Origin of the sequence: Nocardia sp. CA-135398 (genome assembly GCF_050955845.1) — a bacterium.
GTDB lineage: Bacteria > Actinomycetota > Actinomycetes > Mycobacteriales > Mycobacteriaceae > Nocardia.
Window position 1 is genome coordinate 7,084,504 of sequence record NZ_CP192084.1, and the last position, 26,577, is coordinate 7,111,080.

At 65.0% G+C, this 26,577-nt stretch carries 23 protein-coding genes and 1 tRNA gene; 8 read left to right on the top strand and 16 right to left on the bottom strand.

From position 1 onward, the window contains the following. Position 1: 1 nt before the first annotated feature. The 7 genes from ACQP1T_RS31565 to ACQP1T_RS31595 all read right to left on the bottom strand — a co-directional run bounded on the left by ACQP1T_RS31565 (position 2) and on the right by ACQP1T_RS31595 (position 12,273). Entirely contained in the window at positions 2-667 is a 666-nt protein-coding gene (locus ACQP1T_RS31565) for a hypothetical protein (RefSeq protein ID WP_433756670.1), read from the bottom strand. A gap of 129 nt (positions 668-796) precedes the next feature. Then, entirely contained in the window at positions 797-1,252 is a 456-nt protein-coding gene (locus ACQP1T_RS31570; protein WP_433762439.1) for an acyl-CoA thioesterase, read from the bottom strand. A gap of 8 nt (positions 1,253-1,260) precedes the next feature. Further along, positions 1,261-6,198: an NAD-glutamate dehydrogenase gene (locus ACQP1T_RS31575; protein ID WP_433756671.1), complete on the bottom strand. Its 4,938-nt coding sequence runs from the start codon at positions 6,196-6,198 to the stop codon at positions 1,261-1,263. Between the two features lie 607 nt (positions 6,199-6,805). Then, entirely contained in the window at positions 6,806-8,482 is a 1,677-nt protein-coding gene (gene ettA / locus ACQP1T_RS31580; RefSeq protein ID WP_433756672.1) for an energy-dependent translational throttle protein EttA, read from the bottom strand. A 77-nt stretch (positions 8,483-8,559) separates the two neighbouring features. Continuing rightward, positions 8,560-9,084, bottom strand: coding sequence for a single-stranded DNA-binding protein (locus tag ACQP1T_RS31585; protein WP_433756673.1), 525 nt, complete (start codon positions 9,082-9,084; stop codon positions 8,560-8,562). 160 nt (positions 9,085-9,244) lie between these two features. Continuing rightward, entirely contained in the window at positions 9,245-10,213 is a 969-nt protein-coding gene (locus ACQP1T_RS31590) for a threonine/serine dehydratase (protein WP_433756674.1), read from the bottom strand. Positions 10,214-10,233: 20 nt separating this feature from the next. Beyond that, positions 10,234-12,273: a cytochrome c oxidase assembly protein gene (locus tag ACQP1T_RS31595; RefSeq protein ID WP_433756675.1), complete on the bottom strand. Its 2,040-nt coding sequence runs from the start codon at positions 12,271-12,273 to the stop codon at positions 10,234-10,236. Positions 12,274-12,495: 222 nt separating this feature from the next. On the opposite strand from ACQP1T_RS31595, the gene ACQP1T_RS31600 reads away from it, so the two are divergent. Further along, positions 12,496-12,572 (top strand) — tRNA-Arg (locus ACQP1T_RS31600). A gap of 411 nt (positions 12,573-12,983) precedes the next feature. On the opposite strand, the gene ACQP1T_RS31605 is transcribed toward ACQP1T_RS31600, so the two are convergent. After that, a complete protein-coding gene (locus tag ACQP1T_RS31605) occupies positions 12,984-14,399 on the bottom strand; it encodes an amino acid permease (RefSeq protein WP_433756676.1) in 1,416 nt (471 codons plus the stop codon). 82 nt (positions 14,400-14,481) lie between these two features. Between ACQP1T_RS31605 and ACQP1T_RS31610 the strand changes: the two genes are divergently transcribed. Together ACQP1T_RS31610 and ACQP1T_RS31615 are read left to right on the top strand one after the other, a co-directional pair. Continuing rightward, positions 14,482-15,432 (top strand): FAD-dependent oxidoreductase, encoded by a 951-nt coding sequence (locus ACQP1T_RS31610; protein WP_433756677.1) that lies wholly within the window; start codon positions 14,482-14,484, stop codon positions 15,430-15,432. A gap of 213 nt (positions 15,433-15,645) precedes the next feature. Further along, positions 15,646-16,239, top strand: coding sequence for a hypothetical protein (locus ACQP1T_RS31615; RefSeq protein WP_433756678.1), 594 nt, complete (start codon positions 15,646-15,648; stop codon positions 16,237-16,239). A 90-nt stretch (positions 16,240-16,329) separates the two neighbouring features. Here the strand turns inward: ACQP1T_RS31615 and ACQP1T_RS31620 are convergent, their stop codons facing one another. The 3 genes from ACQP1T_RS31620 to ACQP1T_RS31630 all read right to left on the bottom strand — a co-directional run bounded on the left by ACQP1T_RS31620 (position 16,330) and on the right by ACQP1T_RS31630 (position 18,100). Next, on the bottom strand, positions 16,330-16,899 hold the full coding sequence (locus ACQP1T_RS31620) for an Rv1733c family protein (RefSeq protein WP_433756679.1): 570 nt from the start codon (positions 16,897-16,899) through the stop codon (positions 16,330-16,332). A 195-nt stretch (positions 16,900-17,094) separates the two neighbouring features. Continuing rightward, complete coding sequence (locus ACQP1T_RS31625; protein WP_433756680.1) at positions 17,095-17,574, bottom strand: DUF4383 domain-containing protein; 480 nt, start codon at positions 17,572-17,574, stop codon at positions 17,095-17,097. Positions 17,575-17,713: 139 nt separating this feature from the next. Further along, a complete protein-coding gene (locus ACQP1T_RS31630) occupies positions 17,714-18,100 on the bottom strand; it encodes a VOC family protein (RefSeq protein WP_433756681.1) in 387 nt (128 codons plus the stop codon). Positions 18,101-18,218: 118 nt separating this feature from the next. On the opposite strand from ACQP1T_RS31630, the gene ACQP1T_RS31635 reads away from it, so the two are divergent. After that, on the top strand, positions 18,219-18,878 hold the full coding sequence (locus ACQP1T_RS31635) for a L,D-transpeptidase family protein (protein ID WP_433756682.1): 660 nt from the start codon (positions 18,219-18,221) through the stop codon (positions 18,876-18,878). Here the strand turns inward: ACQP1T_RS31635 and ectB are convergent, their stop codons facing one another. Then, positions 18,879-20,135 carry a diaminobutyrate--2-oxoglutarate transaminase gene (ectB, locus tag ACQP1T_RS31640; RefSeq protein ID WP_433756683.1) on the bottom strand — a complete coding sequence of 419 codons (1,257 nt, stop codon included), beginning with the start codon at positions 20,133-20,135 and terminating at the stop codon, positions 18,879-18,881. It abuts the gene before it with no gap. Between the two features lie 151 nt (positions 20,136-20,286). Here ectB and ACQP1T_RS31645 point away from each other — a divergent pair, with 151 nt between their 5' ends. Genes ACQP1T_RS31645 through ACQP1T_RS31655 form a run of 3 tightly spaced genes read left to right on the top strand, consistent with a single transcriptional unit; the run spans position 20,287 to position 22,959 of the window. Then, complete coding sequence (locus ACQP1T_RS31645; RefSeq protein ID WP_433756684.1) at positions 20,287-21,141, top strand: ABC transporter permease; 855 nt, start codon at positions 20,287-20,289, stop codon at positions 21,139-21,141. Beyond that, positions 21,134-21,967, top strand: coding sequence for an ABC transporter permease (locus ACQP1T_RS31650; protein WP_433756685.1), 834 nt, complete (start codon positions 21,134-21,136; stop codon positions 21,965-21,967). Before ACQP1T_RS31645 ends, ACQP1T_RS31650 begins: the two co-directional genes overlap by 8 nt. A gap of 2 nt (positions 21,968-21,969) precedes the next feature. Continuing rightward, entirely contained in the window at positions 21,970-22,959 is a 990-nt protein-coding gene (locus ACQP1T_RS31655) for an ABC transporter ATP-binding protein (protein WP_433756686.1), read from the top strand. 38 nt (positions 22,960-22,997) lie between these two features. On the opposite strand, the gene ACQP1T_RS31660 is transcribed toward ACQP1T_RS31655, so the two are convergent. Further along, positions 22,998-23,672 carry a DUF4389 domain-containing protein gene (locus ACQP1T_RS31660; RefSeq protein WP_433756687.1) on the bottom strand — a complete coding sequence of 225 codons (675 nt, stop codon included), beginning with the start codon at positions 23,670-23,672 and terminating at the stop codon, positions 22,998-23,000. A 166-nt stretch (positions 23,673-23,838) separates the two neighbouring features. Then, complete coding sequence (locus ACQP1T_RS31665) at positions 23,839-24,117, bottom strand: hypothetical protein (protein WP_433756688.1); 279 nt, start codon at positions 24,115-24,117, stop codon at positions 23,839-23,841. Between the two features lie 441 nt (positions 24,118-24,558). Between ACQP1T_RS31665 and ACQP1T_RS31670 the strand changes: the two genes are divergently transcribed. Then, on the top strand, positions 24,559-25,095 hold the full coding sequence (locus ACQP1T_RS31670; protein WP_433756689.1) for a DUF4254 domain-containing protein: 537 nt from the start codon (positions 24,559-24,561) through the stop codon (positions 25,093-25,095). Positions 25,096-25,117: 22 nt separating this feature from the next. Here ACQP1T_RS31670 and ACQP1T_RS31675 read toward each other — a convergent pair whose 3' ends face one another. After that, a complete protein-coding gene (locus tag ACQP1T_RS31675; protein WP_433756690.1) occupies positions 25,118-25,420 on the bottom strand; it encodes a hypothetical protein in 303 nt (100 codons plus the stop codon). After that, entirely contained in the window at positions 25,421-26,569 is a 1,149-nt protein-coding gene (locus tag ACQP1T_RS31680) for a fatty acid desaturase family protein (protein WP_433756691.1), read from the bottom strand. Positions 26,570-26,577 lie beyond the last annotated feature (8 nt).

Genomic DNA, 26,577 nt, shown 5'->3' on the forward strand with positions numbered 1-26,577 from the left:
ACTAGCTGGGGGTGAGCGGGATGCCGCCACCTTGACGGCGAGCGACCGATCCGTACCGGGCATCGATACGCAGCCAGGTCTTGGTGGCTCGAACACGCACGATCTCGGTGGCCGGAATGCGGCGCGGATCGGCCTTGTCGCCAGAGTGTGGAATGAAATCCATTGCGGTAAGAGCGAATACGACCCGCATCGGAACCTGCACCTGAACCTCGGCCGCAGATACCGTCAGCACCGTCTGATCCAGCAGGGAGGCGGGCGGGCCGTGGTTGCTGCCGTGTTCCTTGGCCAGTGCCGCACCCTGTTCGGCGAGTTCGACCAGGGTACGCGCGGGCACATCATCGACATGTTCGAAGCCGACATCCGGCGGCAGCGCACCGCGCCATGCCGAATCCATCGAGTAGCCGAGATCGATCGGACTACCGGAGGGCAACCCGGCCAGCACCAAGTCGGCACCGACGGTGACATCGTCGACGCCGAGTTCGGCGACCACGGTGCGCACCGCGAGCGCCTCGAAACCCGTTGCCACCCACGCGGATACATACCGTTCCCCGCGACGGCGCATGCGCACCACCGCCGCGGGATCCAAGCGCACCGCCCGAGTCAGGAACGTCGCCAGGTTCTCCCGCTCGGCCGGATCGGATACATCGAGCACCCGCTGCCCCGACATCAGCGCGGCACCATCTGTCCGCCGCAACTGGATTCAGCCACTACCACGCGACCATTCCACCACGGCCCCCGATCGAGACCCACACGCCCGCTCGGCCACCACCTCTAGGCGAGTCGATTCGCCCCGCTGTCAGTCTTTCCACTCAGCGAGGTAATCACGTTCGGAATCAGTGAGCCGACGCAGGCGCTGCGAGCGCATATCGAAGGCCGCGATCTGCGTCGAGGCGACCACCGCGGGCGGCGAGTCCGGGGCCGCGCCATTGGCGCGGACCTCGTAACCGATGGTGAAGTCGACCGCACGCAACTGCTCGATCCACATGGCGATATCGAGCGGGGTGTCCTCGTGACGCAGCTGGCCGCGGTAGCGGACCCGCAGGTCGGCCAGGACACAGCCCTCGCGCAATGGCGCGGTCGGGCGTCCGTCCTCGAACAGCCACGGAATCCGTGCCTCCTCCAGCAGGGTCACCATGCGGGCATGGTTGACGTGCTGGAACACATCCATGTCCGACCACCTGACGTCTACCTTGGCGTGGAAGCGCTTGGGCAGCAGCAGGCTGCCACCAAGCGCCCTCCCATTACCGTTCAGCGAACTGGTCAACGCGGTACCTCCGATTGAGCGCCCACCCCGCTCACCATGCTTCGCACTTGCCGCGCTGCAACCGACAGCGTGGCGAGATCGTGGGTTCCGGACTCGAACAACTCCGACAGCGCGGCCCGAGCGCGCCCGAGCCGGGACTGGTTTTTCGACTCCCAGTATGCAATCTTCTCGTCCGCTGTCTCCTCCGGGTCGCCCGCGGAGAGCACGTCGAGGGTCAGCGAGCGCAGCGATCCGTACATATCGTCGCGCAGTGCGAGCCGGGCCAGCGCATGCCAGCGATCGCCGCGTTCCAGGTGGCTGACCGCCTGCAACAGCCAATCGATCTTGAGGTGATCGTTGAGCGCGTAGTACAGCGAGCCGACCTCGTCACCATCGCGATCGGTGATATCTGCGATATCCAACACATCGAGCAACGGGAACAGATTCAGCAGCCCGAAGACCTCGGTGGCGAGGTCGGTCGGCGCGCCGCGGGCGATCACTTCGGCCGACTGATCGGTCAGCGTCGAGACATGATGTCCGCGCAGCCAGCCCGGCACCTGTGGCGCCAGTTCCCGCACACCCCGGCTGTACCGGTTGATCTCCGCGCCGACCGCGATCGGCTGCGGGCGGTTGCTCAGCAACCAGCGCGAGGCGCGGTCCAGTGTCCGCTTGGTCTCCAGCTCGAGTTCGTCACGCACCGACACCGCGGCATCGGTGCCCCGGATCCGCGCCCACATTTCGTGCAGATCGAAGATCTCGCTGGCGGCCGCGAAGGCGCGCACCGCGTCGGTCGAGCTGGCGCCGACCTCCTCGCTCAGCCGATGGGCATAGGAGATGCCGCCGTAGTCGACCATCTCGTTCACCACCATGGTGGTGGTGATTTCGCGGCGCAGTCGGTGTCGCTTGATGGCGGTGCCGAAACGCTCGCGCAGCGGTGTCGGGAAGTACTCCGGCAGCCGGGTGGCGAAGTAGGCGGTATCCGGCAGATCGGTTTCGAGCAGATCGGCCTTCAGCGAAAGCTTCACGTGTGCCATGAGATTGGACAATTCCGGCGACGCGAGGCCGGTGCCCTCCTCGAGCCTGCGCTTGATCTCCACCTCCGAGGGCAGCGCCTCGAGCTCGCGGTCCACCCCGCGACGCGCCTCCAGATCTTCGATGAGCCGCTTGTGCACATTCAGCATCCGAGGCGCCTCGGCCCGCGAGATGCCCATCAGGAAGTTCTGGGAGACGTTGTCCTGCAACACCATCTGGGCGACCTCATCGGTCATCGAGGCGAGCAGCGGATTGCGTTCTGCCTCGGGAAGTACGCCCGCGCTGACCACGCCGTCGAGCAGCACCTTGATATTGACCTCGTGGTCGGAGCAATCGACACCGGCCGAGTTGTCCAGTGCGTCGGTATTCATCTTGCCGCCGTTGCGGCAGAACTCGATGCGGCCGAGCGCGGTCGCACCCAGATTGCCGCCCTCACCGATCACCTTGACCCGCAGCTGATTTCCATTGACGCGCACCGCGTCATTGGACTTGTCGCCGACCTCGGCATTGGTCTCGGTACTCGCCTTGATGTAGGTGCCGATACCGCCGTTCCACAGCAGCTGTGCCGGCGCGAGCAGGATCGCCCGCACCAGTTCCGGCGGCGACAGCGCGACCACATCGTCGGCCAGCCCCAATGCCTTTCGCGCCTGCGGGCTGATCGGCACCGACTTGACGGTGCGATCCCAGACGCCACCGCCGGTGCTGATCAGCGAGGTGTCGTAATCGGCCCAGGACGAACGTGGCAGTGCGAAGATCCGCTGCCGCTCCCGGAACGAGATGGCCGAATCGGGCTCCGGATCCAGGAAGATGTGCCGGTGGTCGAAGGCCGCGACCAGCCGGATGTGCTCGGACAGCAGCATGCCGTTGCCGAACACATCGCCGCTCATATCGCCGACGCCGACCACGGTGAAATCCGTTGTCTGCGTGTCGATATCCATTTCCTGGAAGTGGCGTTTCACGCTCTCCCACGCGCCCTTGGCGGTAATGCCCATGGCCTTGTGGTCGTAGCCCGCCGAACCACCCGAGGCGAAAGCGTCACCGAGCCAGAACCCGTAGCGCTGAGCCACATCATTGGCGATATCGGAGAAGGTGGCGGTGCCCTTATCGGCGGCGACCACCAGGTAGGTGTCATCGCCGTCGCGGCGGATCACCCGCGCGGGCGGCAGTACCGCACCGGTCGCGCGGTCGACATTGTCGGTGACATCGAGCAGGCCGGAAATGAAGGTCCGATAGCACTCGACGCCCTCCGCGCCGAGCGCCTGCCGATCCGCGGTCGGATCACCGGTGGCCGCGGGCGGCTGCTTCACCACGAATCCACCCTTGGCGCCGACCGGCACGATGACCGCGTTCTTCACCGCCTGTGCCTTGACCAGGCCCAAGATCTCGGTGCGGAAGTCCTCCAGACGGTCGGACCAGCGCAACCCGCCACGCGCGACCGGACCGAAGCGCAGATGCACGCCCTCGACCCGCGGCGAATACACGAAGATCTCGAATTGCGGCCTCGGCTTGGGCAATTCGGCGATCTCGCGCGGTTCCACCTTCACCGAGATGTACCCGCGCGAATTGCCCTTGGCATCGGTCACATAGTAGTTCGTCCGCAGCGTCGCCTTGACCAGCGACAGGATCGCACGCAGGATCCGGTCGGCGTCCAAGCTGACGACCTCATCGATGCGGCCGCGGACCCGGGTCTCCAATTCGGCGGCATGCTCCGCCGATTCGGTATCCGGATCGAACCGTGCCGCGAACAGATCGACGAACAGTCGCGCGATGTCGGGGTAGGCGAGCAGCACCCTGGTGATGTTCGCCTGGCTGTACGGGAAGTCGGCCTGCTGCAGGTACTTCGCGTACATCCGCAGGATCGACACCGTCCGCCAGGTCAGCCGGGCACGCAGCACGAGTTCATTGAGCCCGTCTGCTTCGGCACGGCCGAACCAGACCGCTTCGAAGGCCTCGGTGAACCGGTCGTGCAGCCCGCGCTCCTCCGATTCCAGCGCATCGGCTCGGGCCGAGGACTCCAGCAATTCCGCGTCCAGATCCCGGTCCAGCGAACTGCGCAGCAGCTCCGGGCGGGCCAGCAGGCCGAAGTCGTAGATCCAGCGTTCCCCGCCCTCATCGCCGACTACCGGATCCAACAGAATCTGATACGGCCGCTCGTCGACCACCTCGACACCGAGGCTCTGCAGCACCGGAAGCACCTGGCTCAGCGAGATGCCGCTGCCGCCGATGTAGAGGGTGAACCGCCACGAACCCGGCACCGAATCCGCACGGCGATACAAGTATTGGTCGATGGAGCCCGCGGCGAGGCCCTCCAGCCGGACCACGTCGGCCAGTGCGCGCTCGGCGGCGAAATCCTGTTTGTACGCCTCCGGGAAGGCCTCGGCGTAGCGCTGTACAACGCCGGGATCCAGCACGGTCGAGGTGTTCACCGCATCGTTGAGGCGGTCGTCCCAGGTGTGCGTCGCCTCGGCGAGCAGGTTCTGGATGCGCAGTCGATTGGCCTCGGAGGTATCGGCCTGGGCCACCGACTCGCGTGGCACCCCGAGCTCGGACTCCGGCATGCGCACCGTGAAATACACACTGGCCAGCTCACTTTCGCTGACCCGCGCCGAGTAGTCGATGGAGACACCGCCCAGTTCGCGCACCAGGATTTCCTGCATCTCCAGTCGCACCCGCGTGGTGTAGCGATCCCGGGGCAGATAGACCAGGCACGCGACGAACCGGCCGTAGCCGTCCGAGCGCAGGAACAGCCGAACCTGTCGGCGCAGACCGACATTCAGCACCGCGGTCGCGGTGCGACGCATGGTCTCGGCATCGGAGGAGAACAGTTCGGTGCGCGGGAAGGACTGGATGACCTCGAGCATGGCCTGCCCGGAGAACGAGTCCAGATCGAAGCCGCTCTCCTCGATCACCGAACGCACCCGGCGCTCGATCACCGGGATATCCAGGACGTTCTCGTGCACCGCGGTCACCGTGAAGACACCGATGAACAGGTGCTCGCCGACGATCGCGCCGGACTCGTCGAAGTCGGCGACGCCGACGAAGTACGGATATACCGAGCGGTGCACGGTGGCGGGCACCAGGCCCTGGGTGAGCATGAGCAGTGGGCCGTCGCCGGCGTTGATCGGCACCCGGAAGTCGGTGCCGACATCCGGGCGCAGCACGCCGAGGCAGGTACCGGGCAGCGGGTTCGAGAGCGTCTGTCCCTCATCGGCGCTGAGCTGATACCGGGCATAGCCGAGCACGGTGAAGTTGCCACTGGCCAACCAGCGCAACAGATTCGCGGTATCGATCAGGTCGGTATCGGAGAACGGCGCATGGCCGGATTTCGCCGCCATCTCCAGCTCATCGGCCAGATTGCTCTGCACCTGTTTGATGGCCTCGGTATCGCCGATCACCTGACGCACATCCGCGACCACATCCGGCATGGACTGCTCGATCCGGTCCAGCAGGGCGGCACTGGTCGACGGGTGCAGTTGCAGGTGCATCCACGATTCGCGCAGGCCGTTGGTGCTGTTGCTGTCGACCTCGTGCGGTGCCGCGCTGGTCAGCCGTCCGTCCGGATCGCGCGTCACCTCGAAGATAGGGTGGATCACTTCGCTCACGCTGACGCCCATTCGGCTCAGCGACGAGGTGATCGACTCCACCAATAGCGACATATCGTCGGTGACCAACTGCACCGCGGCGCCGAGGCCGGAGCCGTCGTCGGGGTGGTAGACCCGCACCAGCGCCCGCCCGGCGGGGCGGGTCATCGCGAGTTCCATATGCCGCCGGAAGATCTGGGTGATCCCGGTGATCGCGCAGTCCACATCGCCCGCGTCGACGTGGCGGAAATACGCCTCCTCGAGGGTTGCGAGTTCGCCGCGCAGCGACTGCGGCAAGCTCGCGGCCCACGCCGCGCTGGACAATTCGGACGAGACCGTCATTTTTTCGCCAACTCCCTCGGATTCGGTTCCGCAACAAAGTGACGCCGGTCCGAGAGTAGCTGTGCCATGCTGACGCGTGGGTGAAATCCCTTCCAAATGCAGGGTGTTCACCGAACCGCAGCGTTCGCCGCTTGATTGCCGAGGTCGATGGTCCCGGCACAGCACCCGATCGGACCGGCGACGTCAGGTAGACGCAATCGCGGTGGTAGCGACCCAATGCCCGGACTGCGCCTGCGCATGCACGTCCCCCACCATAGTCAGATCTTTGGAAGGGCGTGTGTCGACCGTATTTCCTTCGATGAAGACGCCGCGCGGTGTGTGCTCGCCGCAATTCCTTCGGCAGAACGACCGTATGACGTCGTCATGCACAGATGTCATCGCCTCGGCCGCGGTCCGCAACCCGGAGCGGCGGCTCGATCCCGAAGGGTGTCCGGCGGTAGGCATCGCGGATAGCCCGGACTGCGCCCGCTACCTCCCCGAGAAGCATGCGACGCGGACCCATCCGCCGCTTCGTCTCGGCCGAAATGTGCTGGGGCGGCCCGAGGGAACCCGCTCGGCTCGCCCGACGGGACAGTGCACACGGCAACCGCCCCGCCGAACGCCGGACTCAGCCGCGGGTGAGCTTGCGGTGCGTCACCCGGTGCGGGCGGGCCGCCTCCGGGCCGAGGCGCTCGATCTTATTGGCCTCGTACGCCTCGAAGTTGCCCTCGAACCAGAACCACTTGGCCTCGTTGTCGTTGTCACCCTCCCACGCCAGGATGTGGGTGCAGGTGCGGTCGAGGAACCAGCGGTCGTGCGAGATGACCACGGCGCAGCCCGGGAACTGCTCGAGCGCGTTCTCCAGCGAGCCCAGCGTTTCCACGTCGAGGTCATTGGTCGGCTCGTCGAGCAGGATCAGGTTGCCGCCCTGCTTGAGGGTGAGCGCGAGGTTCAGGCGGTTGCGCTCACCACCGGAGAGCACCCCGGCTGGCTTCTGCTGATCCGGACCCTTGAAGCCGAACGCGCTGACGTAGGCCCGCGAGGGCATCTCCTGGTTGCCGACCTCGATGAAGTCCAGCCCCTCGGAAACCACCTGCCACACATTCTTCTTCGGGTCGATGCCCGCGCGGTTCTGGTCGACGTAGCTCAGCTTGACCGTCTCACCGACCTTTACCTCGCCGCTGTCGGGCGACTCGAGCCCGACGATCGTCTTGAACAGCGTGGTCTTACCGACGCCGTTCGGACCGATGACACCGACAATGCCGTTGCGCGGCAAGGTGAATGACAGATCCTTGATGAGCTGACGATCGCCGAAGCCCTTGTCCAGATGCTCGACCTCGACGACCACACTGCCCAGGCGCGGACCCGCCGGGATCTGGATCTCCTCGAAGTCCAACTTCCTGTGCTTCTCGGCCTCGGCAGCCATCTCCTCGTACCGGCCGAGACGGGCCTTGTTCTTGGCCTGGCGGGCCTTGGCGCCCGAACGCACCCAGGCCAGCTCCTCCTTGAGCCGCTTCTGCAGCTTCTGATCCTTCTTGCCTTGGACCTCGAGACGCTGGGCCTTCTTCTCCAGGTAGGTGGAGTAGTTGCCCTCATACGGGTAGGCGCGGCCGCGGTCGAGTTCGAGGATCCACTCGGCGACATTGTCGAGGAAGTATCGGTCGTGCGTGACGGCGAGGACGGCGCCCTGGTAGGAGGCCAGGTGCTGCTCGAGCCACAGCACGCTCTCGGCATCGAGGTGGTTGGTCGGTTCGTCGAGCAGCAGCAGGTCGGGCTTGCTGAGCAGCAGCTTGCACAGTGCGACGCGGCGGCGCTCACCACCGGAGAGGGTGGTGACCGGCTCGTCCGGCGGCGGGCAGCGCAGCGCGTCCATGGCCTGCTCGAGCTGGGAATCGACATCCCAGGCATCCGCGTGATCGAGGTACTCCTGCAGTTTGCCCATTTCGTCCATGAGCTCGTCGGAGTAGTCGGTGGCCATGAGTTCGGCGATCTCGTTGAAGCGATCCAGCTTCACCTTGACCTCGCCGAGGCCCTCCTCGACATTGCCGCGAACCGTCTTCTCCTCGTTCAGCGGCGGCTCCTGCTGCAGGATGCCCACCGTGGCACCCGGCGCCAGGAAGGCGTCTCCGTTATTCGGCTGGTCCAGTCCGGCCATGATCTTCAGCACGCTGGATTTACCCGCGCCATTGGGGCCGACGACGCCGATCTTCGCGCCGGGAAGGAAGTTCAAGGTGACATCGTCGAGCACGACCTTGTCGCCGTGCGCCTTGCGAACCTTCTTCATCTGATAAATGAACTCAGCCATAGAGGAAAGCCTATCGGTGTGGGTATCGATGGAATGCAGCAGAGCCACCACTGTCGCCGGAGTATCCGGCCGTGCGATCAAGCGTCGACGGGCTCGGTATCCGCGAGCCGGGACGGTGCGGAAGTCAAGGACGTCGCGTCCTCCCCCGGTCCCTCCCCATCGGCGCGTGCACGGTCATCAGCGCTGGATCGGTCACAACTATTCCGTGCCAGGGTACTGGGTCCGGATGCCGCGCCCGAAACCGCGCGCCGGACCACCTGCGCGGTGCAGCGGGACAGGTCAGGGCCGATCGAGGTGGCGCGCATTTCGACATCACGCCGCTCCACGCCATCCCTGGCCCGATATTCGTGCGTGCGCAGCTGGCCGTAGGCGATCACCGGATCGCCGCGCCGCAATGAGGCGTCGACACCGACCACAAGACGGCGCCAGCAGCTGACGGTGAGGTAGAGGGTCCCACTGTCGACCCACTCACTCGTCTCCGGATTGAACCGCCGCGAATTGCTCGCCATCCGGAAGGTCACCACCTGCTCGCCATTGGTCAGATCGCGCTTGACCGGATGGGTGACCACGGTCCCGACCACGGTAACCATCGATTCGTACATTGTTGCGCCCCTTTATATTTCGCTCCGTCAAGCTCCCGAGTCCCGCACCGAGATGCCCTTTCAGCTTGACGGTTCCGAACCCCCTCAGGCCGCCCCGATTCCCGAATGTGGACAACTTCGTCGCATGTGGACAGTTGCCGCTTCAAACATCCCGAGCCGGTCAGAGCACCGACAGATCGGTATTGGCACCACAGAGCACGATCACCGGCCGCTCCCCCTCGGCGGGTACATACGCACCGCTCTGCACGGCCGCCAACGCCGTCGCCCCCGCGAGTTCCACCACGACCCGGAACTCGCGCCACAGATATTCGCGCGCGGTCGAGATGGCATCGTCGGTGACCAGCAGCGACCGGACGTCATAGCGTCGCGCGATATCCAGCGCGATATCGCCGATTCGATTGGCGCCCAAGGAATCCGCCGCGATGCTGCGGACATTCACATCCACCGGCCGATCCGCGAGCAGCGCGGAGTTCAGCGTCGGAATGCCCTCGGGTTCGATCCCGACCACCTGCTGCCGCCGCCCCAGCGCCGCCGCGATACCGGCGACCAACCCGCCGCCACCGACCGCGACCAGCACCGGCGGTCGCCCGCGCACCTGCTCCTCCAATTCCAGCCCGACGACACCGGCACCGGCGACCACGGCGGGCAGGTCATAGGCGTGCAGCTGCAGCGCGCCCCGCTCTTCGGCGAGTTCGGTCGCGTACTTGTATGCCTCGGCGTAAGTCGTTCCGTGCCACAGCACTTCGGCACCGTAGGACCACATCGCGGCCACCTTGGTATGCGGCGCCGACTCCGGAACCACCACCGTGCACGTCTTGCTGAGACGAGCCGAAGCCAGCGCGGCCGCGATCCCGGCGTTCCCGCCGGAGGCGATCACCACGTGGTCGACCTGGACCGAGGACTCCAGCAGCGCGTTGAAGCTGCCGCGCACCTTGAATGTCCCACCGTGCTGCAGGTACTCGAGTTTCAGCGTGACCGGCACCGGCCCGTTCGGTCCGACGATCGAGGTATGGAAGACCGGCGTCTTGCGAACCTGACCGGTCAGCCGTCTGCGGGCCGCCCGCACATCGGACCGATATACCCGTCGGGCGTGCCTGTTCTCTACCACCGCGGTACCCCGCTCACTCACGCTTGCACCTCGATGGGAGCTCAATGACGTATTCCTCGATCACGTTTGGCCAGTTCGGCGAACATGGCGTTGTGGGCGGCCAGCTCCGCGTCGTGGTCGCGGTCGGCGGCCCGGTCGGTCCGCTTCGCGAGTTTCGCGTCGCTGCGTGACCACTGGATGAGCAGCGCCAACATCACCACGACCAACGGCACCTCACCACTGGCCCACGCCAGGCTACCGCCGGTGCGCTGATCACCGAGCAGGTCGTTGTTCCAGCCGAGGGCAAGACTGTGGAAGAACCAGCCGCCCATCACGGTGGTCATGCTCATCAGCGCGATGCCGAAGAAGGCGTGGAAGGGCAACGAACCGAACACCATGCCCAGTTTGGTCAGCGGCTGCACCTGGCGCGGTTTTGGGTCGATGCCGATGACCACCCAATAGAACAGATAGCCGCTGAGCAGGAAATGCAGATTCATCATCAGATGCGCCGCGTGGGAATCGACGAACGAATCGTAGATGCCGCCCATGTACAGGGCGTAGAACCCGCCGACGAAGATCACCGACGCGACGATCGGATGGGTCAGAAATCGCGAGACCGGATTGTGCACCGCGGCCAGAATCCACTCCCGCGGCCCGGGAACACCGGTGCGCCCGGCCGCTGGCAATGCCCGCAGCGCCAGGGTGACCGCACCGCCGAGCGCGAACAGAATCGGCGCGAGCATCGATAGCGCCATGTGCTGTCCCATATGCACGCTGAACACCGCTGGCGAATACCGCCCGACCCCGGACGAGGTGGCGAAGAGCAGGATTGCGCAGGCCGAGAGCCACGCGATGGTCCGCCCGATCGGCCAGGCATCGCCGCGCGCCCGCAACCGACGCACTCCGAGCAGGTACAGCACGGCTAGCACGATGGCCAGCGTGCCGAAGATCAAGTCGAAGCGCCAGTCGAACAGTATTCGCGCAGTCGTCGGCGGGCCGTCGAGGTTGTAGCCGAGTTCCACCTCGGCGGGTGTCGGCACGCTGGTCGGCGGCGGTGGCGGCGTGCGCCCCAACCCGACGGCCAGTCCCATGGTCGCCGCGAAGATCAGCACCTCCAGCCCACCGAAGCGGATGAGCGCGGCCCGATCGCGCGGATTCGCGGCGAGTGCGGGCAGGCTGGCGCGGCGCTGCAAGTATCCGAATAAGCCGAGCACCACCAGTGCACAGGCCTTGGCGATCACGAGTCGGCCATAGGTGGTGGTGAACAGATCGCTCCACGGCACCCGCACCCAGGAATTGATCACACCGCTGACGCCGATCACCACGAAGGCGATGGTGGCGGTGAGCGAGAACCGCCTGGCCGCGATATCGGTGTGTCCACCACCACGCATCGCATGCGCGAGCACCGCGAACAATCCACCGACCCACACCGCGGCCGAAACCAGATGCAGGATCAGACTGTTGGTGGCCAGATCGTGCGCGCCGCCCGCGGACGAATGTCCGGTCAGTGCCAGCGGCATCATCGCCACGATCGCGCCGCCGAACAGCACCGGGGCCCATCCCCATCGCAGCGCGAGTCGGCAACCCACCGCGACGATCAGCGCGAGCAGCACCGTCGTCCGCCATGCCTTGGCCAGCTCCACTTGGTCGATCGCGTGCCACAACTGCTCCGGCTGCCAGATCTGCCGCACCGGCTGCCCGGTGGTGTCCGAGACCGTCAGCGGTATGAGCAGTGCCGCACAACACGCCCAGGTCAACGCGAAATTCGAGGCGCGCCGCACCGCGCGATATCCGCCGACATCGAGCAGCCCGTTGGACTGCGGCGGCACCAGGAATGCCGCGAGCAGCAGCGAACCGACGGTCAGCGCCGCGGAAAGATCGGCGAGTGCGCGCACCGCGGGCAGGCCATAGGTGGTCAGCGCTCCCGGATCCGGAATGCCGAGCAGGCTCAACGCCTGCGCCGCGGACAGTCCGACGATCATCGCGGCGACGACCGCCGCGATCGCACCGGCCAGCACGGTCAATGTCGCGAAGCTCGTCCCGGAGCCCGGCTTACCCGCTTCGAGCTCGGGTGCGGCGGGCGGGTCTTGCGGTGACGACATGGCACTGAGCGTAGTCGGCCCTTAATGCGTGGCCCGGCGGGGTTTGGGCCGATATGGTGGCTAACGGATCGGAGGTGCGATGTCGATCATGCCGCGACTCGCTTGGCCCGCACACCGTAGGTGGCTGAAATGTTGCTGACGCTGAGAACCTAGCAATCTGGACGGTCGCTATACTTGGCGCGCTGGACAGCACGGCCAATGTCGGCCATGGTGGAACCCACTGCCTCCGTAGCTCAGTTGGATAGAGCAAGGGCCTTCTAATCCCTAGGTCGCAGGTTCGATTCCTGCCGGGGGCGCCACGCAGCCCGTCCGTTCGCGTTTGCGCGGGCAGACGGGTACCGCGCACGTCGTCTCACCCTCTGTCGACCGTACGCGGATCCAAGTTCGAGGGTTCGTCCCCGAGTCACATTCGGAAACTCACCAATTCAGTTGTCACATCTGTGACCGATTTCCCATCCGAGTAGCCCGAAGTATGCAGAGGTCACGGCCTGCCGTGGGATAGGTACCACCACAGACCGCCCCTTAAACGGGGAAAATCAGACTTCTTCAACGACTCGCCGAGATCTCGGCGGCGTTTCCAATGAGACGTTCGGAGTCACCCGTCATCTGGACGGAGACGAAACGGCGGTGGCCGGAATGCGCTCCTCCCCGGACCGCGACACCACCGATGTGTTTTACCAACGCTCGCTGCGCCGGATAGCCGCACCGTTCTAGTGAGACGATTCGGTGTCCCCCACCGGCTGGACGCTGGGTCGTCGCCTGAGGAACCAGCCACCGACCAGTACTGGGACCATGATCAGGGGGACGGCGACGATTGCGCCGCGCTGTTCTGCGCTTCCACTGCTCGCCATCAGCGCTACCACACCGGCGAGGAAGACCAGGGTGGCGATGCTGGTGTAGGGGGTGCCGATCAGGCGGAAGGCGGGTCGGGTCGCGCGGCCGTCGCGCCACCAACGCCACAACTGCAATTGGCACAGCACGATTGCCGCCCAGGCGGTTATGACGCCGAGGGCCGACATGTTCAGCACGATCTCGTATGCCTGCTCGGGAACCACCGCGTTGAGTCCGACGCCGGTCAGGGCGATCGCACCGGTCGCCAGAATCCCGACGTAGGGAACGCCATTCGCCGACAGTTTTGCCGCGCGGGCGGGGGCGCTGCCGTTCATCGACATGGAGCGCAGGATCCGGCCGGTCGAGTACAGGCCCGCATTGAGACTGGAGAATGCTGCCGTCAGCACGACCAGGTTCATGACGGAATCCGCGCCTTCCACACCGATTTTGGCGAAGAAGGTGACGAATGGGCTTTGCCCCGCTCGGAAGGCGGTGTAGGGCAGCAGCAGGCTCAGCAGCACCAGCGAACCGACATAGAACACGGCGATGCGTGCGATCACCGAGTTGATGGCGCGCGGCATGATCTTCTCGGGATTTTCGGCCTCTCCGGCGGCGGTGCCCACCAATTCCACTGCGGAATAGGCGAATACGACACCGGTCGTGACGACGACCAATGGCAGCAACCCGGTCGGGAACAGGCCGCCGTGATCGCGTAGAACACCGGGCCCGGTACTCTCGCCCGCTATCCGGAAGCGGCCGACGAGAAAGACCGTACCGATCACCAGAAAACTGACCAGCGCAACAACTTTGATCAGTGCGGCCCAGAACTCCAGCTCACCGAACCAACGCACCGATACCAGATTGATGGCCACCACCACCGCAAGCGCGATCAGCGCGATGACCCATTGCGGAATCGCGCCGAACGCCGACCAGTAGTGGACGTAGGTGGCGATCGCGGTGATATCCACGATGCCGCTCATGCACCAGTGGAAGAAATACATCCAGCCGACCGCGTAGGCCAGTTTCTCGCCGTAGAACTCGCGGGCGTAGGAGACGAACGACCCCGATGACGGACGGTGCAACACCAACTCGCCCAGCGCGCGGAGCACGAAGAAGACGAATACGCCGCACACCGCGTACACCAGAACCAGCCCGGGACCGGCGCTGGCCAACCGACCGCCCGCACCGAGGAACAGTCCGGTCCCGATGGCGCCGCCGATCGCGATCATCTGTAGCTGACGCGGGCGGAGACTCTTCTGATACCCGACGTCCTCGTCGCGCAATACGTCAGTCACAGTGCCTCCCGCGCTTCCGAATCGTATCGTTGAATAATGTATCGTCAAATAACGGCACACTCAATGGTGTAAAATAATCGCTGTGCGAGCGGTGGTAGTCGGATCCGGAATCGTCGGCCTGTCAACGGCATTCGAGCTACTGCGCGGCGGGCACCATGTCGTGGTGGTGAGCGCGGAGCCCATCGACTCGACGACATCGTTCCTCGCCGCCGCGGTGTGGTTCCCCACCGCCGCCGGGCCGACCGATCGGGTGGCCGCCTGGAGCGTCGAGACGTTCGCCCATCTGGAACGACTCGCGCACGCCGATACACCTGGTGCGCGCATGTGTGAATCGCTCGCCGTTTATCGCGACGAACCGGCGACGCCTTCCTGGTCCGAGGCGGTACAAGCGTTCCGCCGGGCCAGGCCGGACGAACTACCGCCGAACTACCGCTTCGGGTTCCGGTTCGCCGTTCCGCTGCTCGAGATGCCGATCTTCCTGCCGTGGTTGGCATCTCAGGTTCACCAGGCGGGCGCGTATTGGGTGCGGCGGACGATCCGGAGTCTGGACGAGCTCCACGATCTGGCGCCCGATGTCATCGTCAACTGTGCTGGCCTGCGCGCCGGTCCGCTGGCCGACGACGCCGAGGTCTACCCGATCCGCGGCCAGATCGTACGCATCACCAACCCTGGTATCTCGGTATCGGTGCGTGACGAAGCACATCCACTCGGCCGCGCCTACGTCCATCCGCGCAGCCACGACTGCATCCTCGGCGGCTCACTGGAGACGGGCGCTTGGGATCGGACTCCCGATCCGCAACTGACACAGTCGATCCTGCGCCGGTGTCGAGATCTGGTACCGGAGTTGACCGGCGCGGAGGTCATCGAAACGCTGGTCGGACTGCGGCCGGGTCGCGCCGAAGTCCGGCTGGAGATCGCCGAAGCCGACTCCTCATCGATTCCGGTAATCCACAACTACGGCCATGGCGGCTCCGGCATCACGATCGCCCACGGCTGCGCCCGCGAGGTGTCGGCGCTCATCGACACACTGTGAGCCGAGCGGAGGTAAGCGCAACCGGACCGCTCATCGGCGGATCCGAACCTGCTGTTATATCCGAGCGCCGAACATCGTTAACTAACCCGCGCTGTGAGATAGCGAACACCGCGACAGTGGCGAATCCCGTGAACCAAATGGTTGCCCTCGCTCGTGGTACCGGAGACGAGATGCGGTGTGCAGCTTGTCGAATAGCGACGAAGGGTTCGAAAGATGAATTCAGCCAAGCATTTTCAGCGTGCCATTGTGCCCGTCTCGGCCGCCGCTGTCGTGCTCGCGGGCCTGCTCAGCGCATGCGGTGGCGAGAAAAGCCCCGCGGCGACGGCGCAGACGTCGGCGGTTGCGGCAGCAGTGCCCGTCGCGGCACAGGCACCCGCGGTAGCGAAAACCCAAGGCTGGCTGAAGATCTACGCGGGCCAGGCCCCGGCAGGCACCGCGAATGCGGTGCAACTCCGGGTGACCAGTAACCCTGCTGTCGGACAGTATGTTTCGGATGGAACCGGCCGGTCGCTGTACCGGTTCGACAAGGATACGGCGAATCCGTCGGTATCCAGCTGCGCCGGGCAGTGCGCCGTAACCTGGCCGCCGCTGACTGTCACCCGCGATCAAGTGCTCTATGCCGTAGGCGTCGACCCCCAACTCGTCGGATTCATCGAACGTGCCGACGGCACATGCCAAATCACCATCGCCGGCTGGCCGGTGTACTACTTCTCCAAAGACACGAAGCCGGGTGATCTGCTCGGCCAGGGTGTCGGCGGAACCTGGTTCGCGGTGGCCCCGAACGGCGGCAAGGCCCTGAGCAAGTGATCACAAAGTCCGTTCGGGTATCTCAGCCGTCGAGTTCGGTGCGCTCACGCGAGCGGTCGTAGTCCGCTGCCCGGGTACTCGCCGAGTGCATCACAGGCTGTCCTGGCCGGTCGGGTGGCTGAACTGACGCCATTCCCGGTCCAAGCGGATGTGGCGGCGGCGGTTCAGGGCCCAGCTGGTGGCCCAGACGACTGCCGCCGCACCACACCAGATTTCGAGCAGGACCGCGATACCGACACCGATGCCGTGCACGGCGGCGGCACTTGACTCTTCGGGCGGAATGGTCGGTTTGCCGTCCGGGCCGAGCCACACGGGGGCGGGCTGGCCGGATTCGGCGGCATCGGGGACACCGACGGTCGCGGTGCCGGATTTGCCGTCGTGGGTCCAGGAGACCTGCGCCTCGAAGTGGTCGCGCACCGTCGCGGTGCGGTCCGCGACGGCTGCGGTGACCCGAGCGGGGGTACCGATAATGGTCCCTGTCACAACGACTTTCGTCGCATTCTCGGCGCGGATCCGTTCGGATGCCGAGCTATAGGCCGCGGTACCTGCCGCGGCGGCGGTGGGCACGGCGATCAGCAGCACCAGGACCGCCAGGAGGCGGACGAGGCCTTCCACCCGATCGGAGACTCGCATCAGCGGACTGGGATTCCAGGGCTGCATCCGCCAGCTCCGCGCCGGCCAGGTCGGCGGCTCCGACACCATCATCACCTCCTACGACGAAGCCACGGTCCGCACGCCACCGCGACTGCTACCCCGGGCATTCCCCGGTATCGCCGGTTGATGCACCGGCGGAAACCCGGAATACGGACAGAACCCGCTCGGGCGCACGTCCGAGCGGGCTTCATCGGCTCGTACCTATTGAATCGACGGACGCGGCGCCCCGGTTACGCCTCGGCTGCCCGACCAACCGAGCGCCGCCCCGGTAGCGACCATGCCGACGCCGAGTGCGAAGTGCAGCCAGTTGTCGGCGGTGTTGAACGGGACGAAGTTGGCATCGCTGTGCCGGTCGGTGACCAGCCCGTACAACCACAGCACCAGGTAGATGAGGCCGCCGCCGAGCAGGAAGGCTCGGGAGGCGAGCGCTGTGCGCGACGCCAGCAGGCCGACTACGCCGAACAGCAGGTGGACAACGTTGTGCAGGATCGAAACATTGAACAGCCCGAGAAGTTCGGCGTCGGAGCTGTGTCCGGCCCATTCCATGCTGTCGTAATTCGTGGTGACACCCGGTATGAAGCCGAGCACGCCGACCACCAGGAACACCGCGCCGACCGCCGCCGCCGCGATGCGCAACGGCGTCCAGTGCGCGACTGAGGTTTGCGCGTGACGCGCGGCCATGGTGCCTGCCTCTCCCGAACCAGGCGTCCGAACAGGCGCCCGTTTCGTGCGACTGATTCCGATGACTGCCGGTTGGGCAGTCACCTGCGTCATACCCGCGCGCCGCGTGGGCAAACGGGCAAACCCGCAGGTCCAGCGCTCAGGACTGCCCGTGCAGCCAGATAAGGCAGAAGGTGTGTCCGACGGGATCGGCATAGACGCGGAACTGCTTGTCGTCATTGGCCTGTACCAACCGCGCGCCCAGTGCGAGCGCCTGCGGCTCGGCCTCCTCGATGTCGTCCACCAGCACATCGAAATGTATCTGCTGGGACGCTTCCGGATCCGGGAAACGCGGTGGTCGATACTGCGGCGCGTGTTGGAACGCCAAGCGCCTGCCGCCGGGTTCTTCGATGACGACCCAGGTGTCATCCGGCGCATCGGTCAGTTCGGCACCGAGCAGGCGGGCATAGAACTCGGCCAGCTTCGGTGGATCCGGGCAATCCAGCACGACAGTGCGCAGACTGCCGACCTTGCCTTCCGTCATCATTCGACCTCCCGTATGTCGCGACAATGCTCATCGCGTACCCGCGCGCGGACACTCGAACCCGCCTGCCGCGGCAAGGGCGGAATCTGCATTAGGGTCGAGGCCGGTCGGGAGGTTTCATTTGTCGAAACGCATTGCACTGCTCATTGTGCTGCTGGCTGCCGTCGCCGCGTGCACCAGCACGTCGAAGTCCGAGCTGCCCCTTCCGTACCACGGCGATGCCGACCAGGTCGTCACCGTCGTCGCCGAACACGCCGCCGACACGACCGCGGCACTGACTGCGTGGCAACGCATTTCAGGCGGCTGGCGCGCCGAGATCGGTCCGGTGCTGGCCTATGTCGGGCGCGATGGCATCGGCCGAGCCAGCGAGGACTCGGCACACACTCCCGCCGGTGTATGGACGCTGAGCGAGGCCTTCGGGATCGCGCCGAACGACGGAACCCGGCTGCCCTATCGGCAAGTCGGCACACAGGACTGGTGGGTATCCGATACCGGCTCGTCGAGCTACAACCACTACATGCAATGCGCGACTGGCACTTGCGAATTCAACGAGAACGCGAGCGAGAACCTCGGTCAGGCGGGTGCGGCGTACGAACACGCCGTCGTGATCGACTACAACCGCCAGCCCGTCGTCGCGGGCGCGGGTTCGGCCTTCTTCCTGCACGTCGAAACCGGACGCCCGACCGCTGGGTGCGTGTCGATCCCGGCTGCCGACCTCAAAGCCGTTATGCGATGGCTGGATCCGAGCGCGCACCCGGTGATCAATATCGGCAGCAGGTAGCTATCCGCAGATCGCCGCCACCGCGCCGGTGAGCAACGACAGCCCGCGATCCAATTCGTCCTCGCTGATCGTCAACGGCGGCAACAGCTTTACCACCTCGTCGGCCGAACCCGAGGTCTCCACGAGTAAACCGCGCTCGAAGGCGAGCTGGCACACCTTGCCCGCGCGTGACGCTTCCTCGAACACGATGCCATGCACCAGCCCACGCCCGCGCGTCGAGACACCGGGAAACGCCGCCGCGATGTCGGCGAGCGCGCGGGCCGTGCGCTCCCCTTTGGCCACCGTCGAAATCTCCAGTGCGCTATCGCACCAGTAGTGCTCGAGCGCAACCCGTGCGGTGACGAATGCCGCGTTGTTGCCGCGAAAGGTGCCGTTGTGCTCACCGGGCGCCCACTGATCGAGTTCGGGCTTGAAAAGCACCAGCGCCATGGGTAATCCGTACCCACCGATGGATTTGGACAGCGTCACGATGTCGGGAGTGATGCCCGCGAACTCGAACGAGAAAAACCCACCGGTCCGTCCGCAACCCATCTGCACATCGTCGACGATCAGCAGAATTCCGCGCGCTCGGCACAATTCGGCCAGCTGCCGCAGCCATTGCGAGCGCGCCACATTCACCCCGCCCTCGCCCTGCACCGTCTCCACGATCACCGCGGCGGGCTTGTCCAAACCCGAGGACGAGTCGTCCAGGGCCCGCCGCATCCACTGCAGGTCGTCGGCGGCGTCGAGGAAACCGTCGTAGGGCATGGGCATCGCATGCGGCAGTGGCACACCGGCAGCGGCGCGTTTGGCGGCATTGCCGGTCACCGATAACGCACCGAGCGACATGCCGTGGAAGGCATTGGTGAAGTTGAGAACGGTCTGACGTCCGGTGACCTTGCGAGCCAACTTCAACGCGGCCTCGACGGCATTCGCGCCGGTCGGGCCGGGAAACTGCACCTTGTAGTCCAGTCCGCGCGGCTCGAAGATCGTGTCGCGCAGGGCCTCCAGCAGTCGCCGCTTGGCGACGGTCGACATGTCGAGGCTGTGCGTGATGCCGTCGCCGACGATGTAATCCAGCAGTGCCCGCTTCAGCACCGGATTGTTATGGCCGTAGTTGAGCGCGCCCGCACCCGCGAAGAAATCCAGGTAGTCCTTGCCGTTCTCATCGCGCAGCCAGGCCCCGCTGCCGGTGTCGAAGACGGTCGGCCAAGCCCGGCAGTACCCGCGCACGTTCGACTCGAGCGTCTCGAAAACGGTCATCTCGACAAGAGTCATCGACGAACCTTCCTGTCGTGCGCGAGCGCCCACGAGGCAAATCTGAAGTGACTGTGTTTCTAACATTGGGGCAGCGGGTTTGTCGCACTTTTTCAAAAATCGCGCGCTCGCCTACCGCGCGTCCCCCGACGCACCGTAGAGTTAACCGTTTGTGCGCGGCAGAGTGGAGGGCAACAGATCGCAGCTCGCCGTAGCGCACCCACTCCGGACCGCGCGGCTGTACCTCTACCTCGTGCGCGCCGGTTTCCGGCGCCAATCCCAGTACAAACTCGCGATGTTCGCGGGCCTGTTCACCAATTGCGTCTTCGGGTTCGTGCGCGCGGCGGTGATGATGTCGGCGGTGCGCGCCTCCGGCGGCTTCGGTGGTTACGACGCGGGATCGATCGGCGCCTACGTGTGGCTGTCCCAGGGACTGCTCGGTGCGACCCAATTCATGGGACCACCACTGGAATTGGTGGATCGGGTCAAGAACGGCGATATCGCGATCGATTTCCTGCGACCCGTCGATGTCCAATTCAGTTATCTCGCTGTTGATCTCGGCCGCGCGTCGTGCACGATCCTGCCACGCGGGGTGCCGAGCGTACTGGTCGGCGTGCTTACTTTCGGGCTCGTGATGCCAGGCACACCGGGGCCCTACGCGCTCGGGCTGGTCAGCGTGATACTGGCCGTCGCGTTGTCATTTCTATGCCTTTTCGCCGTCGGATTGATCGGATTCTGGGTAGTGGAAACCCGCGGGCTCCGAGTGCTATACCAGATTTGCGGCACGTTTCTGGCCGGGCTGTTCGTGCCGGTCCACATGTTCCCGGCATGGCTGCGCACCGTCGCGCAGGCCACTCCGTTCCCGTCGATCCTGCAGTCGCCGATCGACATCCTGTCGGGTCGGGTCATCGGGATGGATGCCATGACGGTCGTTGCCGCACAGGTGTTCTGGGTACTCGCGGTCGGTGCGGTGGGCCGGGCGCTGCTGGTGGCCGGGCGCCGCAGGCTGGAGGTGCAGGGTGGCTGAGCCCCCGTATACGCCCGTACCGGCCGGCACCTGGTTCTCCCCCTACGCGGCGGTGCTTGGTTCGCGGATGCGAGCCCAGCGCGCATACCGATTGTCTTTCGCCAGTGAGGTATTCAGCGCCTTCCTGATCGGCATCGTCGAATTCGCCGAGGTGTGGGTCATCTACCACAATGTCCGGGTGCTCGGCGGCCTCGATCTGGACGGCGCACTCCTGCTGTTCGGCCTGAGCAATTCCGGATTCGCACTGGCCCAAGTCCTTTTCGGGCACCTGGATTCACTGCCGACCCTGATCCGGCTCGGAGTGCTCGACGCCTACCACCTACGACCCCAGCCACTGCTGTTGCAGCTCATCACCAGTGACATCTCGCTGCGCCGATTCGCCCGCGCGTCGGTGGCGATCATCGTGCTCGGACTCGGCCTCGTTCGCAACGATCTCGCTTGGAGTCCGCAAACCCTCGCACTGCTGGTAACCAGCCTGCTCAGTGGCATCGCCCTGTTCGGCGGGATATTCGTCTGCGCCGCCGGCGCGCAGTTCTACCTGATCGACGGTGCGGAATTGACCAACAGCTTCACCTACGGCGGCTCCTTCGCCGCCATGCAACCGGCTTCGGTCTTTCCGACGTCGCTGCGGCTGGTATTCGGCTTCGCCATCCCGGTCGCGTTCACGGCGTATCTACCGACCATCGCACTACTGCACCTACCCGGCCCGCCGCTGCTGCCGCCCTGGCTGGCCTGGTGCGCACCACTGGCGGCACTGTGGGTGTGGCTGCTCGCGTTGGGTTTGTGGCGACTAGGCACTCGGCACTATCAGGGAGGCGGCGGATAAGCATGGCGGACAGCGAGTTATCGAACTCGATCATCGAGATCGAGAATCTGACAAGGCAATTCATTCTGCACCGCAGGAACGGGCAGCGCTGGCGACGCAGCCGCGAAACGCTCACCGCGGTGGATCGGATGACATTTCGCATCGAACGCGGTTCGGCGGTGGGCTATATCGGTGCGAACGGGGCGGGCAAGTCGACCACGATCAAAATGCTGACCGGCATTCTGGTCCCCACCGCGGGCACCGTGCGAACCTGCGGCCTGGATCCGGTGCGACAGCGGCGCGAACTCGCCGCCCGAATCGGGGTGGTGTTCGGGCAGCGCTCTCAGCTGTGGTGGGATCTACCACTGCGCGAATCGTTTTCGATTCTAGCGGCGATCCACCGGCTGGAATCCGATGTCGCGCAAAAACGTACCTACGAGTTGGTCGAACAACTGGAGATGGCCGAGACGCTGGATACTCCGGTGCGCCAGCTCTCGCTCGGCCAGCGCATGCGGGCCGAGGTCGCCGCGGCGCTGCTGCACTCGCCCGAATTGGTTATCCTCGACGAGCCGACCATCGGCCTCGATGTGCTGTCGAAACAGCGACTACGTGAATTCCTGCGTGCCGAACGCACCGAGCGCGGCACCACGCTGTTGCTGACCACCCACGATATGGGCGATATCGAGCGGCTCTGTGATCGGGTGCTCGTCGTCGACCGCGGCTCTCTGGTGTACGACGGTTCACTGACCGGCCTGGCGGTGCGGGTGGGCGCGCGGCGGGTGCTGGTGGTCGATCTGGCCGAACCGACCCGCAATCTGGACGATCTGCCCAGTGCCGAACTGTTGACCAGCGAGGGCGGGGGCATGCGCCAGCGATTGGCCTTCGATGCCGAAACGACCACCGCCGCACAGGTTCTCGCCGCCGTTTCCGATCGAGCCGAGGTTCGCGACCTGTCCATAGAGGAGCCGGACATCGAGGACGTGGTCCGGCGGATCTATGAATCCGCCTGGTAGACCGCCGCCGCTGTCCGGCTCCGCGATTCGGTTGATATTCAGCTGTTTTCGGGTTCGCGAGCGCCCTGATCGAGCCGGAACGGCGGATATTCGTCACGCATCAGCGAGGCGTAGGCGCCCACCCGGATGGACCACCGGTGCAGGCCGAGCAGGAAATCGAACAGCGCCTTGGGATATACCGCGGTGAACAGCAGTGCCAGCACTGCGACCAGCACAAGCACATTGGCCAGCGTAAATCCGCCCCACCCGTACTTGCCGCCCATACCCGCACTGAATATCGCGGCGAGGATCAGATAGTGCGGAATGGCCAGCAGCCACCATTTCACCAGTACCAGACCACGACTCAGCTGCTCCGGATAGTCGATCTCCAGATCCGCCGGATAATCCGGATCCGACTGCAGGCTGAACGGCGGATACCTATCCGTGCCGAGCACCGAGTAGGCGTAGAAGCCGACCCGCCAACCCCAGCGCATGACGCCGACATTGAAGTCGAACAGTGCGCGCGGGTAGTTTCCGGTGATCAGAATCGCGAAGAATGCGACCACCGAGACGATCGCGTACGCGATGTAGAGGAATACCAGAATAATGGCGTGTGGGATGGCCAGGATCCATTTGACCAGCCACATCCAGCGCGATAGCGCGGGATCGAGATCTCCTCGGACACGAACCGGATTTGCCGGGCCAGCGGCGGCGACGGTTTTCTCGGGCTCCATGATCGATGCTCCTTCCAGGTGCTTCGATGCCTCGACAACGAGTGGAATGTCCCGATTGTCCCGTACCGGACCTCGGGTCAGACCACGTTCCGATACCGACACGCCAACGAAAAGGTGGCCGCCGTCGTGGCGAATCACGCAGTGCCGCAATGGCCCTGCCGCACCCTCAGCCCGGTGCCTGCCCCTGGGCCGAGTACAGACTGACCTCACCCTCCTCGCCGAGGAAGGCGTTCACCAGCATGATCTGCCCGGCTTCCAGCTCGTCGGGATCCGGGGCGCTGGTAGTGATCGAGATCTGCGGAATCACCGCCCAGTTCACGACATAGCGTTCGGGCGGGCCGTCGTCGTCGGACAGGCGCGCGAGCCGAAACACCGACACCGTCTTGCGGAGGATGAGCGTGCGCACGACCTCGGCGATTCGCTCCGGATCTTCCAGCGCGAACATGAACCCGAACGTCAGCTCGGGTGAAGACACATAGGCGGGCACAAAGACCGAGGCTAGTCGATCGAACGGCGTCGTGCGCGCACCTCGCCGGAAGTGGTTGCTGCCCATGCGCTCAGCGATTTCACGAAGGTAGGAAAGTCGGCGGTTATGTGACCGATCCGTAACGGATCATAACGATTTCCCGGCAGCTCATCTGTTTCTACACCATTCTATTGCGCCGATTCGACTATCGCGCTTTCCTGAAAAGGTCCCGATTTTCTCGGGCCGTCTTCCTCATCGCATCGTCGCGGATTTCCCGGTTTCTTTGCCGTGCTGGTGGACTGTATGGAGGGCGATCCGGGTGCGGGGCTGCGCCGGAGCCGAGGGGTGCCCCTCCCCGAAATCCTCCTCGGCCCTGGCGCATCCAAATACACACCCATCGCCACCGCAAGGGCGTGCATCATGCCTACCCAATACGCAGCGGGTCGTATCGAAGCCGACGAGCTGCCATCGCCATCGGCGCTACTGCGCGCATTTCGTGAACCCCACGGTCCGAATCGACACCGGCACCGTGTGCTTGCCGCGGCACGCGAACTGGTCGAATGCCATGAACGCAGGCGCGATGCCCTACAGGCGGCGCATGCGCCGGACGCGTCGAGCGGATGCGTCGCACAGTGCCTGCAACTAGTCGACGACCTCGACGGACACCGAACCGAACTGGTCGGCCATATCGACAATTGGGTCGCCAGCAATGTGGAGCACCGCGCCGGCGCCTCGCTGCACACCGAGACGCTGGGCGCCGTCATCGATCGAATGGCAGCGAAATGGGTTGCGGCAGAACATGCATTGGGCATCTCGGCACCGATCCAGCCGCCGCATCCACTGCAGTTGGACGATGACGCCCAACTGCAGTGGAGCCGGTTGGCCGAACTGGCCGACGGGTACAAGGACCTGGTCACCGATGTGACCGAACACCGGCGCAGGCTGCCGGTGTGGTGATCACCGGGGGCTCGCGAGCCCCCTACCGATCATTCTGAGGCTCGACCACTTCCGCCTCGACGAACGACGTGCTCGGCTCGACCTCCGCGTCATAGGACACATCGGCCTCGTCGACGAGATCGTTCGTGCGCTGCGCCGCGGCATCCTTGCGCGCGGCGGCCGCGGCCTCGTTCATCTCGATGGCGTCGGTGATCCACTCGCCGATCTCCCGGGTGACCTCCGCGACGGTGCCGGTGATGATATTCGCAATATTTCCGACATGCCGCGCACCAGAGGAAGTCAATTCTTGAATCAGATCCTTGTTGCTTTCGAATTTACCGATCATTCACACGCCCACTTCGGTTGTGTTCCGCTGTCGCATCACGATAACACCGGGCGTGGACTCCTTCCCGACCAAGAACGGCGGTAGTGCAAGCTTGAAAATCTTCAGCCACACCGATCCGACTTGCTTAGTGAGCGAGCCGGTGTTGTACGGCAGTCCATACTTCTCACACAGTTCCCGAACCTCCGGCGCGATCTGCGGATAGCGGTTCGCGGGCAGATCCGGGAACAGGTGGTGCTCGATCTGGTGCGACAAATTGCCCGACATGATGTGGAACAGCTTGCTGCCGGTGATGTTGGCCGAGCCGAGCATCTGCCGGACATACCATTCACCGCGAGTCTCCTCGGCGGTCTCCTCTTCGGTGAACGTCTGTACGCCCGTTGGGAAGTGGCCGCAGAAGATGATGGAGAAGGCCCACAGGTTGCGCACCAGATTCGCGGCGGCGTTTCCGGCGAGGGTGCTGACGAACAGCGGACCGGTCAGTGCCGGGAAGACGAGGTAATCCTTGAGCACCTGCCGACCGGCCTTGCGCCACTGGCCTTTCAACAAACGCTTGATGTCCGACCAACTCTTCTTGCCCCGGATGATGTTCTCCACCTCCAGGTCGTGGCCCATGACACCCCATTCGAACAGCACCATCAGCGCGAAGGCGTAGAGCGGCTGGCCCAGTCGCAACGGGTTCCACTGCTGGGCCTCGTCCATGCGCAGGATGCCGTAGCCGATATCGCGGTCCATGCCGTGGATATTGGTGAAGGTGTGGTGCATGTAGTTGTGCGAATGCTTCCACTGATCCGCCGGGCAGACCGTATCCCATTCGAACTCACGGGAATTCAGGCCGCGCTCGCGCATCCAGTCGTACTGGCCGTGCATGACATTGTGGCCGATCTCCATATTGTCCAGGATCTTCGACACACTCAGCGCGGCCACCGCGGCCAACCAGAACGGCGGCAGGAAGCCGAGGTACAGCAGGCCGCGCCCGGCGATCTCGAAACCGCGCTGCGCCTTGATGATCGAGTAGATGTACTCGCGGTCGGCATCGCCGAGATCGGCGACGACACGGGCACGCAGGTCGTCGAGGGCGCGGCCGAGTTCCTCGACCTGGTCCGGGCTCAATACCAGCGGGCCGTCATTCGTTTCGGTCAGAATTGTCATTGCTGGGT

Excerpts from the sequence above, each read along its gene's own strand:
- ACQP1T_RS31565 (WP_433756670.1), bottom strand. The coding sequence starts at position 667 with ATGTCGGGGCAGCGGGTGCTCGATGTATCCGATCCGGCCGAGCGGGAG.
- ACQP1T_RS31575 (WP_433756671.1), bottom strand. The coding sequence starts at position 6,198 with ATGACGGTCTCGTCCGAATTGTCCAGCGCGGCGTGGGCCGCGAGCTTG.
- ettA (WP_433756672.1), bottom strand. The coding sequence starts at position 8,482 with ATGGCTGAGTTCATTTATCAGATGAAGAAGGTTCGCAAGGCGCACGGC.
- ACQP1T_RS31585 (WP_433756673.1), bottom strand. The coding sequence starts at position 9,084 with ATGTACGAATCGATGGTTACCGTGGTCGGGACCGTGGTCACCCATCCG.
- ACQP1T_RS31595 (WP_433756675.1), bottom strand. The coding sequence starts at position 12,273 with ATGTCGTCACCGCAAGACCCGCCCGCCGCACCCGAGCTCGAAGCGGGT.
- ACQP1T_RS31615 (WP_433756678.1), top strand. The coding sequence starts at position 15,646 with ATGAATTCAGCCAAGCATTTTCAGCGTGCCATTGTGCCCGTCTCGGCC.
- ACQP1T_RS31620 (WP_433756679.1), bottom strand. The coding sequence starts at position 16,899 with ATGCAGCCCTGGAATCCCAGTCCGCTGATGCGAGTCTCCGATCGGGTG.
- ACQP1T_RS31625 (WP_433756680.1), bottom strand. The coding sequence starts at position 17,574 with ATGGCCGCGCGTCACGCGCAAACCTCAGTCGCGCACTGGACGCCGTTG.
- ACQP1T_RS31630 (WP_433756681.1), bottom strand. The coding sequence starts at position 18,100 with ATGATGACGGAAGGCAAGGTCGGCAGTCTGCGCACTGTCGTGCTGGAT.
- ectB (WP_433756683.1), bottom strand. The coding sequence starts at position 20,135 with ATGACTCTTGTCGAGATGACCGTTTTCGAGACGCTCGAGTCGAACGTG.
- ACQP1T_RS31655 (WP_433756686.1), top strand. The coding sequence starts at position 21,970 with ATGGCGGACAGCGAGTTATCGAACTCGATCATCGAGATCGAGAATCTG.
- ACQP1T_RS31660 (WP_433756687.1), bottom strand. The coding sequence starts at position 23,672 with ATGGAGCCCGAGAAAACCGTCGCCGCCGCTGGCCCGGCAAATCCGGTT.
- ACQP1T_RS31665 (WP_433756688.1), bottom strand. The coding sequence starts at position 24,117 with ATGTTCGCGCTGGAAGATCCGGAGCGAATCGCCGAGGTCGTGCGCACG.
- ACQP1T_RS31670 (WP_433756689.1), top strand. The coding sequence starts at position 24,559 with ATGCCTACCCAATACGCAGCGGGTCGTATCGAAGCCGACGAGCTGCCA.
- ACQP1T_RS31675 (WP_433756690.1), bottom strand. The coding sequence starts at position 25,420 with ATGATCGGTAAATTCGAAAGCAACAAGGATCTGATTCAAGAATTGACT.
- ACQP1T_RS31680 (WP_433756691.1), bottom strand. The coding sequence starts at position 26,569 with ATGACAATTCTGACCGAAACGAATGACGGCCCGCTGGTATTGAGCCCG.